The organism is Roseibium sp. M-1 (genome assembly GCF_054515675.1).
In genome coordinates, this window is record NZ_CM137257.1 from 5,359,611 (window position 1) to 5,371,693 (window position 12,083).

11 protein-coding genes are annotated in these 12,083 nt (G+C 63.7%); 4 read left to right on the forward strand and 7 right to left on the reverse strand.

Features of this window, described 5'->3' with window-relative positions; genetic code table 11:
* The first annotated feature begins 181 nt into the window (after positions 1-181).
* Positions 182-1,288, forward strand: a complete 1,107-nt coding sequence (locus ACX3M4_RS24275; RefSeq protein ID WP_459355543.1) for a YeeE/YedE family protein — start codon at positions 182-184, stop codon at positions 1,286-1,288.
* A gap of 12 nt (positions 1,289-1,300) precedes the next feature.
* Here the strand turns inward: ACX3M4_RS24275 and ACX3M4_RS24280 are convergent, their stop codons facing one another.
* Entirely contained in the window at positions 1,301-2,239 is a 939-nt protein-coding gene (locus tag ACX3M4_RS24280) for an MBL fold metallo-hydrolase (protein ID WP_459355544.1), read from the reverse strand.
* A 124-nt stretch (positions 2,240-2,363) separates the two neighbouring features.
* Between ACX3M4_RS24280 and ACX3M4_RS24285 the strand changes: the two genes are divergently transcribed.
* A complete protein-coding gene (locus tag ACX3M4_RS24285) occupies positions 2,364-3,446 on the forward strand; it encodes a YeeE/YedE family protein (RefSeq protein ID WP_459355545.1) in 1,083 nt (360 codons plus the stop codon).
* Between the two features lie 15 nt (positions 3,447-3,461).
* Here ACX3M4_RS24285 and ACX3M4_RS24290 read toward each other — a convergent pair whose 3' ends face one another.
* The 3 genes from ACX3M4_RS24290 to ACX3M4_RS24300 all read right to left on the reverse strand — a co-directional run bounded on the left by ACX3M4_RS24290 (position 3,462) and on the right by ACX3M4_RS24300 (position 5,538).
* Entirely contained in the window at positions 3,462-4,088 is a 627-nt protein-coding gene (locus ACX3M4_RS24290; RefSeq protein ID WP_459355546.1) for a LysE family translocator, read from the reverse strand.
* Between the two features lie 92 nt (positions 4,089-4,180).
* Complete coding sequence (locus ACX3M4_RS24295) at positions 4,181-5,044, reverse strand: alpha/beta fold hydrolase (protein ID WP_459355547.1); 864 nt, start codon at positions 5,042-5,044, stop codon at positions 4,181-4,183.
* A gap of 77 nt (positions 5,045-5,121) precedes the next feature.
* On the reverse strand, positions 5,122-5,538 hold the full coding sequence (locus ACX3M4_RS24300) for a VOC family protein (protein WP_459355548.1): 417 nt from the start codon (positions 5,536-5,538) through the stop codon (positions 5,122-5,124).
* A gap of 271 nt (positions 5,539-5,809) precedes the next feature.
* On the opposite strand from ACX3M4_RS24300, the gene pdxR reads away from it, so the two are divergent.
* The gene (pdxR, locus tag ACX3M4_RS24305) at positions 5,810-7,258 is read left to right on the forward strand and encodes a MocR-like pyridoxine biosynthesis transcription factor PdxR (protein ID WP_459355549.1); all 1,449 of its coding nucleotides are present in this window, start codon (positions 5,810-5,812) and stop codon (positions 7,256-7,258) included.
* Between the two features lie 158 nt (positions 7,259-7,416).
* Positions 7,417-8,049, forward strand: a complete 633-nt coding sequence (locus ACX3M4_RS24310) for a LysE family translocator (protein WP_459355550.1) — start codon at positions 7,417-7,419, stop codon at positions 8,047-8,049.
* A 100-nt stretch (positions 8,050-8,149) separates the two neighbouring features.
* Here the strand turns inward: ACX3M4_RS24310 and ACX3M4_RS24315 are convergent, their stop codons facing one another.
* The 3 genes from ACX3M4_RS24315 to ACX3M4_RS24325 form a co-directional block, all read right to left on the reverse strand.
* A complete protein-coding gene (locus tag ACX3M4_RS24315) occupies positions 8,150-9,244 on the reverse strand; it encodes a glycoside hydrolase family 88/105 protein (protein WP_459355551.1) in 1,095 nt (364 codons plus the stop codon).
* Positions 9,234-10,739, reverse strand: a complete 1,506-nt coding sequence (gene pglA / locus ACX3M4_RS24320) for a polygalacturonase PglA (RefSeq protein WP_459355552.1) — start codon at positions 10,737-10,739, stop codon at positions 9,234-9,236. Before pglA ends, ACX3M4_RS24315 begins: the two co-directional genes overlap by 11 nt.
* Before the next feature lie 65 nt (positions 10,740-10,804).
* A complete protein-coding gene (locus ACX3M4_RS24325; protein WP_459355553.1) occupies positions 10,805-12,082 on the reverse strand; it encodes an ABC transporter substrate-binding protein in 1,278 nt (425 codons plus the stop codon).
* Between the last annotated feature and the right edge of the window lies 1 nt (position 12,083).

The following is a 12,083-nucleotide window of genomic DNA, read 5'->3' on the forward strand; positions in this document are numbered from 1 at the left end:
GATCAGCGGCTGTGCAACCGGTGCAGGTTGCCCAGCCAAAGCTGATCGCCTCTTGTGGAGCGAATTTGACATTTGCTCCAGCGCTAGCAGCAGGGGGATGCAAATGTCAGAATCGAACCACTAGGGCAAAAGAGCGATCGGGAGGGTTGCCGGTACGGCGGCCCGGGGAGGAAAGACGCGCATGATCATACTCGACCCGGTGGTGCTGACACCGCTGCTCGGCGTGATTGCCGGATGTGTTTTAGGATTTGTCGCCCGATCCACTCATTTCTGCACCTTGAGCGCACTGGAACGGCACTGGTATGCGGGCGACAGCAGCGCCCTTCGAACCTGGGTTCTGGCAGCCGTCACCGCCCTGATCGGCACGCAGTTGCTTGTTGCCTTCGGGTTGGCCGATCCCGGCGCATCCTTCTATCTGGACCCGGACTTTCCCTGGACGGGCGCGATCCTTGGCGGATTCATGTTCGGCATCGGGATGGCGCTGGTGGGTACCTGCGGTTTCGGCGCCGTATTGCGGCTCGGCGGCGGCAGCCTCCGGGCGCTGGTGGTGCTGACGGTGATCGGCCTGTCCGCGCTTGCCACGCAGCGCGGTATTATCGGCATCGTCAGGGTGCCGCTTGTCGATGATCTTGCCGTTTCCCTTGAAGCGAGCGGCAGTCAGTCCATCGGCGATATCGTTTCCAGTTTCTTCGGTATTCCGCTGCAGGGCGTTGTTGCCGCACTGATCGCCCTTGCGGGTCTTGCGTGGATCTTCAGGCCCGCCTCCTACCGCCGCCAGACGAGCAGGATCGGCTCCGGCATCCTCATCGGCAGCGTCATCGCCTTCGGCTGGTGGGCGACCACCTTTGCCGCCGCACGCTCCTTCGAGCCGGTGCAGATCGAGGCCGGATCCTTTGTCGTACCGGTGGGCGATACCATCATGCAGCTGATCACCTATACCGGCACCTGGCCCGACTACGGCGTCGGCCTGATTGCCGGGACGCTCCTCGGTGCCGTCGTGGCGGCGCTGTGGAACCGGGACATCCGCTGGGAGGCCTGCGACGATGCCCGCGAACTCGGACGGCACCTTCTCGGCGGTACGTTGATGGGCATCGGCGGGGTCTTTGCCATGGGGTGCACGGTGGGGCAGGGCATCACCGCCTTTTCGGCGATGGCCATTTCGGCGCCTGTCGTCATGCTGTCCATGGCACTCGGCGCCAAGGTCGGGCTTGCCTGGCTGGTGGAAGGCTCGGTGCTGGCCGCGTTCCGCCGCAGCCATGACGGCACCCATCATTCGGCCGCCGAGTAATCCTGAAGACGGTCAGTCCGCCACGAACCGGTACGCCGTCCCCGAGCGTTCGACAAAGCCGCCACCCGGATGCGGGAAGTGGTAGCCGATCACCCGGGCACGGTCCTGCGCCAGCCGGTCGAGAAGCGCCATCCGGGTCTTGATGCCGAGGTCGCGATCCTGATCCGAGCCGGAGACCCAGTCCGGCCGCTCAAACGAAATCACGGAGTTGGTAATCGCGTCGCCGACCACCAGCAGGTTCTCCGCGCCGCCGTGGATCATGTAGGACATGTGGCCGGGCGTATGTCCGGCCGTATCGACCGCCTCGACGCCGGGCAAGACCTCCTGCCCGGGCGTGACCATGGCAACATTGTCCTCGATGGCCTCGAAGCGGGACTGGGCACCGACGACGAAGGCCTTGCGTTCGTCCGGCATCTTTTCCAGCGTGTCGTCCGCGCGCCAATAGTCCCACTCCGCCTGCGGCACCCACAGCCGGGCTTCCGGATAGAGCGGGTCGTCGAACTCATCAAGAATACCCCAGAGATGGTCAGGATGAGCGTGGGTAAAGACGACGTCGGTAACGTCCTCGGGGGCAATGCCGGCCGCCTCGAGGTTTGCCGGCAAAGCTCCGGCCGTCGGCTGGAAATTGGGGCCGGCGCCCGTATCGAACAGCACCACCCGGTCGCCGGACGTCATCAGCGTGACATTGCAATCCGGTGTCAGCATGTCGGTGGCAAGGCCGTGCGGCGACAACAGGGCGGCGATTTCTTCCGGGCTCTGTTCGGGCAGGATGAAGTTCATCGGCAGGGACAGGTGGCCGTCGGAGAGGACTGTGATTGTGTGATCGCCGATGGTGAGGCTTGCCCTGGCGGCGGCCAGCCTCGGGAAACCGGTGAGACCGGCCACGGTCACAGCCAGGCCCGTCCCCAGAACGCTGCGCCGCGATAGTTCTTTCCCTCTTTGCCCGGCCATGTCGATCTCCACATATTCAAACTTTTGAATTTATCTATGTTTCCTTGAGAAAGGTCAATGCCCGTTCGCGCGGGGAGGGAGAGGGTGGCGGGGAGGAAAGTGGGACAATGCGCTGGAGAGCCCGATGGATCTGACAATCCTGCTTGAGGAACTCCCCGAACCCTGGCTGCTTGCGCTTGGCGGGCTGGCCGTCGGTGTGCTCTTCGGCGCCTTCGCGCAGCAGAGCCGCTTCTGTCTGCGGGCGGCGAGCCTTGAGTTTGCGCGCGGCAAGCCGCAGGACCGGTTGCCGGTCTGGCTTCTGGCCTTTTCAACCGCCGTGCTCGTCACCCAGATCCTGGTCCGGCTGGACGAGGTACAGGCGGGCGAAGCGCGCCAGCTGGCATCGCCGCAGAGCCTTTCCGGAGCCTTGCTCGGAGGGCTGATGTTCGGGGTGGGCATGGTGCTTGCCCGGGGCTGCGCCAGCCGGTTGCTGGTGCTGTCGGCAACGGGGAACCTCCGGGCTCTGCTATCCGGCCTGGTCTTTGCCGTCGTCGCCCAGGCGAGCCTGCGCGGGATACTGAAACCCGCGCGCGAATGGGTCGCCGGGCTCTGGACGACGGGCGAAATCGGCGGCAACGACCTGACCGCAATGTTGGGCCTCAGCACCGAAATGGTTCTTGCATTCGCCACTCTCTGGCTTGCTGCCGGGCTGGTATTTGCGTGGCGATCCAGGGTGAAGGCCTGGCAGCTCGTGGCAGCGGCAGGCGCCGGGCTGGCCATTCCACTGGCGTGGTGGTTTACCTCCGCCATGGCGCGGCAGGCCTTTGACCCGGTGCAGGTGGAGGGCGTCACCTTCACCGGTCCTTCCGCCGACACCTTGATGCTGGTGCTGTCGCCGCCGGGCGATGTGCTCGATTTCGATATCGGCCTGGTGCCGGGCGTCTTTCTGGGGTCGTTCCTGGCGGCCCTGGTGACCCGGGAGCTGGCCCTGCAGGGGTTCGAGGGCGGCCGCTCGATGGCGCGCTACCTGACCGGAGCAACGCTGATGGGCTTTGGCGGCATGCTGGCCGGCGGCTGCGCGGTCGGGGCCGGGATCACCGGTGCGTCGATCTTTGCACTGACTGCCTGGATCACGCTGACGGGGATCTGGTTTTCCGCCGGCATCACCGACCGTTTGCTCAGAGGCAGGGATGGGCTCGACCCCGGGATGGCCACACAGGTGCCTTGATGCGGGTGCTTCAGGTCAGCGTTCCTGCAGGGCGAGGCGAAGGCCGAGGGCGCAGTAGAGGCTGCCGATGACCTTGCCCTGCCACTTCAGGACGGCGGCGTTGCGGCGCAGGAAATTGCCGAGATGACCGGCACCAAGCGCAAAGACCACCGTGCTGAAAAGCCCCAGCAGCACGAATACGGTGCCGAGAATGGTCAGCTGCAGCGCGACGGCGCCGTTTTCCGGATGCACGAATTGCGGCAGGAAGGCCAGGAAGAAGAGGGCGGTCTTGGGGTTCAGCACTTCCGTCAGGATCGCCTGGCGAAAGGCCTTGGCGGCGGTGATCGGCAGGGCGGCCTTGCCGGGGCCTTTTGGTGCCTTTTCCAGGATCGCACGGATGCCGAGATAGATGAGATAGGCGGCGCCTGCATATTTGATCAGGCTGAAGAGCATCGCCGAGGTGGCGATGATGGCCGACAGACCGACGACGGCCATGGCCGTGTGGAGGATATCCCCGAGCGCAATTCCGGCACCGGTCGCAATCCCGACTTTCGTGCCCGACCCGGTCGCCCGCGCGACGGTCAGAAGGGTTGCCGGTCCCGGAATGAAGACGAAACCCAGCACGATGGCAATGAAGGTCAGCAATGTCGTGAGATCGACCATGAGTGGCTCCGGCGTGGCAGGGAAAGTCGAATGCAAGACTTGCCCGCTTTTCGCATCGCGGGCAAGTCTTGCGATTGTTGCGTGCCGAGAGCTTACTCTTCGAACATGCCCTTCGGCGTTTCTCCGGCGAGGAACGGTTGGATGAAGGCCATCAGAAGATCGGGCTGATTGATCACCGCCGTGTGCGATGTCGCGGGCAGGACGGCAAGGCGCGAGGCGGGCAGGGGGACGCCCATGTCGCCCATGACACCGCCGCCGAGCAGCCGGAACATGGCGACCGCATGCTCCAGGGTACCGAAATCCGCATCGCCCGTGATGATGAGAACGGGATGCTTCAGGGCTGCCACGTCCTCGCCCCAGGCCTGCGGCTCGTGCTCCAGCGCGATCAGCTTTTCAGCAAGCGCGGGAAAACCGTCCGGGTCGACCGCCAGTTTCTTGTAGTCCTCGACAAAGGGCAGGGACGACATCATCTCCACCGTCATGTTCGGCAGGAATTCCTTGAAGGCAGGCTGCCAGCCCTCGACATCGTAAGTCACCGAGGTGGTGATGAGCCTGTTGACCTTGTCCGGGTGGCGGATGGCGACTTGCAGGGCTGCAGCAGCACCCATCGAATAGCCGAACACATCCGCCTTCTTGAGGCCGACCGCGTCCATGAAGGCGGCGACATCGTCGGCGAGCGCGGGATAGGTGATCGGCCGGTCGATATCGTTGGTGCGGCCGTGTCCCTGGAATTCCAGCGCATAGACCTTGCGATGTTCCGCCAGTGCCGGAACGATCCCGCCCATGGCGGGAATGTTCATGTAGGCACCGTGCAGCAGGATTAGCGGATCGCCCGATCCGGAGACCTCGTAATACATTTGCATGCCGTTGACGTCGGCATAGCCGCTTTCTGTGTCGTCGGCGAGAGCCGGGCTGGTGCAAAGGAGGGCGGCAACGGCAAAGAGGAAGCGTTTCATTTTCATCCGTCCGGTTTCTTCGGGAAGCGGCCTTGCGCTGGCCGCGTTGGGGACCGGGACCAGCTGGCCCCGGCCGGTTATGCCTGGCCCTGGCTGGCGGCGGCCATGTCCATCCAGATGGGTTCGAACACATTGCCGTCCGGATCCTCGAAGGAGCGGCCATACATGAAGCCCATGTCCATCGGCGGGCGGACGTCCGCCTTGCCGCCGGAAGCACCAGCTGCTTCGGTCACCTTGTCCACCGCCTCGCGGCTGTCGAAGGAAAGCGCGACCAGGTGCCCGCAGGCTTCGTGCGCATCGGCGATCCGGCGCGGCGCGAAGTCGGCGAAACGGTCATGCGTCAGCAGCATGAAGAAGATGGTATCCGACCAGACCATCGAGGCGGACTTTTCGTCGCTGAACTGGTGGTTCTGCGTGCAGCCGAGGGCCTCGTAAAAACGGATCGAAGCGGCAAGATCCTTCACGGGAAGATTGACGAAAATCATTTTGGTCATGTCGTTTTCCTGAACGAAAGCAGTGGTTTGTTTCACCGGTGTGCGAAGGTTCCGTTGAATGAAGAGAACATACCGACTGGTTGGTATGTTGTCAATTCCCGTTTTCGTTTTTTTTGAAGAAGGCGGCTGCCAGGCTTTTCAAAGGGTAGGGTCTGCCGGTGCCGGCAAGCATTTTCCAGGGCAGGAAGATGGCCGGAAACACGGGCTAGGCCGGTCTCTTGCGCCAAGGGAATGTCAACTTTATGGTTCTGAAAAAGAGCCAAAATATGAAATGTCTACGGTACCAATTCTGAACATCGCGATCGCGCTTCCCGGAAGAGGGTCGCGCGAGTTGCTGCGGACACTGCACCGGCAACTGAAGACGGCGATAATCGACGGGCGCCTGAAACCGGGATTGCGCCTGCCGCCGACCCGTGCGCTCGCCAGGGCGCTTGGCATCTCGCGAAACACCGCAATTGCGGCCTATGACATGCTGCTCAGCGAAGGTTATGTGGAATCGCGTCAGGGTGCCGGCACATTTGTTGCGGATCTCGGAACCCGCTTCACCCGGCCGGAGCCGTCGGCGGATGGCGATGAGGGAGACCCACGGCTCGCCGCACCGTGGCGGGGGGCGCGGCCGGTGAAGGAATTCAGCGGCGGGGACGGCTACCGTTTCGACTTCGTCGCCGGAGTGCCGTCGATGACCTTTCCCTTCGACATCTGGCAGCGGCTTCTGGTGCGGGCCTCACGCCGCGTGGCCCGGCGCCAGATGCAGGAGCGCGATCCCGCCGGTGAGCCGGAACTGCGCGCGGCCATCGCCAACCATGTCTCCTTCGTGCGTGCGGTTTCCTGCCGCGCGGAGGACATCGTCGTCACCGCCGGGACACGCCAGGCGATCGACCTCATCGCCCGCATTCTTGTGACGCGGGGTGAAACCGAAGTGGCGGTCGAAGATCCGGGCTACGGCCCGACCCGGCGTTCCCTGCAGACGGCGGGAGCGCGGCTGAGGCCAATTCCGGTCGATGGCGAGGGATTGATCGTGGAGCGCCTGCCCTCTTCGGCACGCATTGTCTGCACCACGCCCTCGCACCAGTTTCCGCTTGGCGTCGTTCTTTCCGCTGCCCGCCGCGCCGCACTCATGGAATTTGCTGTGCGCAACAACGCGGTGATCATCGAGGACGACTACGACAGCGAGTTCCTGCATGGCGGTTCGCCGCTCGACGCTTTGCAGACCCTCGACTGGTCGAACAGCGTCTTTTACGTCGGCACATTCTCCAAAAGCATGTTTCCTGAGTTGCGGCTCGGTTTCGTCGTGGTGCCGGCCTGGGCGCGCACAGCGCTGACCCTTGCCAGGCAGTTGTGTGACGGGCACTCGCCGCTCATCCCGCAGCTGGCCCTTGCCGACTTCATCTCCGAAGGCCATCTGGCGCGGCATGTGCGCCGGATGCGGCGGGTCTATTCGAAGCGCTACCTTGTGTTGTCCAGTTCCATTCAGGAGCGGCTTCCGGCCCGGTTGCAGCCCTATCCGGCCCGGGCCGGTGTCCATCTTGCAGCCTGTGCGGACAAGGATTTCGACGAGCAGGCTCTGGTGCGCAAGGCGGGTGAAAACGGTATCCGCGTGGAGGATATCGGCCGCTATGTGCTCGGCTCTGCCGGCCAGCGGGGTCTGGTCTTCGGCTTTGGCATGATCGAGGCAGCGGATATCGACCCGGCCATAGAGACACTCGCCCGACTTTTCTGAGCGACCGAAAAGTGAAACACGGCGACGGGAGGTATATTGGCTCCATTGAAATCTATGTATCCGGATCTTTTCAGGGGCCATTACTCCGGCAAAGATCGTTCCTTTCAATCGCGACGAAGCGGCCGTAAACGGCTGTTTCGCCCAGACGGGAGCCGGTCATGTTCGACGCCACCTGTTCCGGATTGCTGCTTGCCTGGAGCGCCTATGGTCTCGGTATCCTGAGCCCCGGCCCCAATGTGCTTGCCGTCATGGGAACCTCGATGGAAGACGGACGGCGTGCCGGGCTCACGCTTGCAGCCGGCATGGTTGGCGGGACGCTGGTCTGGGGCACGATGACACTGCTCGGGCTGACGGCCCTCCTGGCGGTCTACGCTTCCGCCCTGACCGTAATCAAGTTCGCAGGCGCTGCCTATCTGTTGTTCCTGGCGTGGAAATCCTTCAGGTCCGCCCTGCGATCAATGCCCGACCAGGCGGCAAGAGCGGTTATGCCCGGCAGCACACGGCACTTCTTCGGCCGCGGACTTGCCATCCAGCTCGGCAATCCGAAGGCCGCGCTAACCTGGATCGCGATCATGTCGCTGGCCTTGCGGGACGGTGCTCCCGTCTGGACAGGACCTGCCGTCGTCGCCGGCTGTCTTGCGATTTCGCTCGCGGGTCACATGGTCTATGCGCTGTTATTCTCCGCGCCCCCGGTTGCCCGGCTTTACTTCAGCGCCCGCCGCTGGATCCAGGGCGGTCTCGGCTTCTTCTTCTGCTTTGCAAGCTACAAGCTGGCATCGGCCCGGCTGTGAAGTGACCGGTCACAAATTCCTAAGGGACGGCGTCCGGGGCGGGTCAAGGCAAGCGTGGGTCGTCCCTTGCGAAAACGGCGTGGATGTTCGGCTGCAACCTTCAACCGGCTGTCGCGAGTGTTTGCACCGGCTGGCGTGCTGTGGCGAGTGCCACGCACATCATCAGCGGGCCGACGCCCTTGGCGTCGTCGGCGACGACGGGCTCGCTCAGGTAATATTCCGCCGACCCGTCGCGGAAACGGCCCTCGAACCCGCCGAGACCGGCAACCTCGCAGATGCCCGCCATATGCAGCTTGCCGTCCTCGCCCCGTTCCAGCGCCTTGCCGGTGAGAACGGACACCAGATCGCGATCCCCCAGGTCCACCAGTCCGAGGGACGCCCCCCGTTCCAGGGCATAGACGAACATTGCCGATGCTGAAGTTTCCACATAATTGCCGGGTAGGGCGGGAGCGTCGATTACCTGCAGCCAGAGGTCACCGGGTTGACGAAGCTCGGCAATTCGCCGCAGGAGGCCGGAAGTTTGCTGTTCGAGCGGGGAGAACGCCTCAGGCCCGACCAGTTCGGCGATATCGACGAGACACATGGCCAGCCAGCCGAGCGCCCGCGACCAGTGTGCTTGCGACCGGCCCGTGTCAGCGTCTGCCCAGGCCTGCTGACGGGCTTCGTCGATGCCGTGGGCATAGAGCCCTGTCTCCGGCACATAGGTCTGCGACAGCGCCGTCGCGACCTGAGCGAGTGAATCCCCGATGAGGTCCTGCCTGCCGGTGACATGGGCATAGGCGATCTGAAAGGGAGCGGCCATATAAAGGCCGTCCAGCCAGATCTGCCAGGGATACCGCAGCTTGTGCCAGTAGACGCCGGACCTGGTGCGCGGATGGGTCGCCAACTGATCCGCCAGCAGATGTGCCGCGCCGAGATATTTCGGGTCACCGGTAATTGCATGCAGGTAGAGCAGTGCGCAGCCCGGCCGGATGTTGTCGATATTGTATTCGGAAAGGACATAGCCGGAGAGCTTCGGCCCGGCGAGGATCTGCCGGTCGACAAGGCGCTTCAGATGCGCCCGCCAGCGATCGTCGCCGGTCGCCATGTGCAGCAGCTCCAGGCCGCGGTAGACAAGCCCGTCCTCATAACACCAGTTGCCGCCCTTGTAAGGCGCGTAGTTTCGCGCAAATCCGTCGAAAAACTCAAGAAGCATGGCGGATATCCTTGTTTGTCACGGTCACCTGGCCGGAAACTTCGGCCCGTTCGCAAAGCAGTGTCTCGTGCCTGCAGGCGGCAACGTCCGAAGCCATCAGCGGCACGCCGGGCCGGGCGTCCGGGTCGAAACTGACAGTCATGTTTTCGATACTGACGCCGGTTATCGGAGCTTCCGGCAAACCAAGCAGGGCGACTGCTGCGAGCTGGACATTGGCGGCAGTGACATTGTTCACGCGAATGCCCTCGATTGCCGGTGTGCCGTCGTCCACAGGCATCGACTGGCGGGATTGCACAAAGTCGCTGGTCCCGTCGGCATCGCAGAAATAGTGCGCATTGGCTGAAACGGCGGTCGCGACACGGTCCATGACCACATTCGACATGGATACCCGCGCCACCTTGCCGCCCCGGCCCCGGCGCGTCTTGATCCGCAATCCCCGGTCGGTGCCAATGAAGTCGCAGTTGCTGACACTGACGTCGAAGATGCCGCCGCTCATCTCGGAGCCGAGAACGACGGCACCGTGACCCCGCTCCATCAGGCAGTGCTCAACGGAAATGTCCCGGGACGGTGCCAGATGAGCAGTACGCGTACCGTCACGCTTGCCCGCCTTGATGGCGATGCAGTCGTCTCCGACCGAGAAATGCAGGCCGGTCAGCCTGACGTGTTCACAGCTCTCCGGATTGAAGCCATCGGTGTTCGGACTGTCCGGAGGATTGGATATGTACAGCGCCGCGGCGTGCACGCCGTGACAGCAATAGGGGTGGATCGTCCAGGAAGGAGAATTGCGGACGGTCAGTCCGGTCAAAGTGGCATTTCGGCAATGGGCGAGGAAGACGGTGCGGGAACGCCGTGCACCGCGTCTAGTTTCCTTTGGCCAGGTCCACCAGTCTCCCCGGTCGCCGCCGCCGTCCAGCGTCCCCTTGCCGGTAAGGATCAGGTCGTTGCAGCCCACGGCGTTCACGAGCGCGGCAAAACTCGGCTCGGGCAGGCCCTCCCAGGTGCCGATCACCCGGCCGGCTTCGTCGTGCGCGGGCAGGACCGGCCAGGCCTGCCAGCGGTCGATTGCTGCCAGCTCGGATCCTTCGTCCAGATGCAGCGTCATCGAGGACTTCAGGAACACCGGTCCGCTGAGGTACCTTCCTGCCGGAACCCGCAGCGTGCCGCCTTCCGGAACGGCCGCGATAGCCTGCTGGATCAGCTCCGCATTGTCGTCCAACGAGGGATCGGCGCCGTAGTCGCGGATGTCGATCTGACCGCGGCAGGCAGGTGTCCGGAAATCTGTCCGTACCCCCGCTGTGTGCAGGACATAGCGGCTGTCGGGAGCGAGGTCCGTCAGGTGCAGCACGGCCGTTCCCGCCTCGCCGGAACAAACGGTCGCACCGGTTTCGTCGGTGAGCGTATAGGCGAGGGGCTGCGGCTGCCAATAACGGGTGCCTTGGGGCGCAAGCAGGGCGGTTGCCGTGCGTGACGACAGCGCGACGATCGATAGGGTCATGCGGCAATCACTTTTTTGAAGAGGGCGGGCAGCCGCAGTCCTGGCTGCCCGGACAGTTCCCGCGATTACGGGCGGTAGTCCTCGATGGCTTCGTTGATCCCTGCGATGATTTCCTCCGCCGCTGCCTCCGCGTCGATCTGGCCGTAAGCATAGAGTTCGAGCGTATCGAGGAAGACGGTGCGCACTTCCGGGTGCTCGTTCAGGGGCGATACCGTCGGGCCGGAGGCCGCCATGATGATTTCATTGGCTTCCGCCAGTTCCGGCTTGATGCTGCCGGCTGCCTTGAGCTGGTCGGCGGCTGCCTTCGACGCCGGCAGACCGCGCGTCGTGCCGAGCGCCGCGATGCCTTCCGGCTCGTTGAGGAGGCAGTTGAGGATCTGTGCCGCCGCTTCCGGGTTCTGCGAGCGCCTGGAGATCGAGAACATCATGGACGGTTTGCGGTAAATGCCGTCCGTGAGCGCGCCGTCGCCTCTCAACGTCTTGACCGGCACCAGTTTCTGCCCTTCCTGAAGCGGATCGGAGAACTTGAAGTAGGTCGAATCCCATTCGTAGGAACCGGCGATGTGTCCGTCCGCCCACTCGGGCTTTTCATAGAGATTGGCGTTGCCTGCGGCATTCGCCTTCTCCTGGCTCATGACGACGCCGTCCTGCATCATCTTGCCGTAGAAGGCGATGCCGGCAGCGAGTTCCTCCGGGCTCCAGGCCACGGTCACGGTGGCCGGATCTATCATGTCCTTGCCGGTCTGCTGCGTGGTGTGGAGCGAGACGAGCAGCGCCGCCGTTTCCTTGATGGCATTAAGCGGATAGGTGTCTTCTCCGAGTGTTTCGCGCATCTTGCCGGCCGCCGCGAAGAGCTCCTCGAAGCTGCCGGGCAACTCGACGCCCGCTTTCCGGAAGGTGGTTTCGTTGAAGAAGAAAACGCGCCCGGTCGTGGAGACCGGCAAGCCGTTGAGATGGCCGTTCACGGATGTCGAGGCGAGCTGGTCGCCGGTCCAGTTGTCGAGCTGAATAGTGCCCGAAAGATCGTTCAGATCGGCAAATCCCTCACCATTGGCGGAGAACAGCGGCAGCCAGGGCCAGTTGATCTGCATGATGTCGGCTTCCGTTCCGCCGGCGATCTGGGTCGTTACCTTTTCCAGATGCCCGGACCAGCCGGTGAATTCCGGCTTGACGGTATGGCCGTGTTTCTCGCCGCAGGCCTTCAGGGCCGCCTGGGTCGCCTCGTGGCGGCTGTCGCCGCCCCACCAGCTCATGCGCAGTTCCGCCGCTTGTCCGAGTGATGCGGTCGATGCAAGTGCGGTTGCCGTCATCAGGGCAGCTAATCCAAGTTTCAGTCCTGTCATT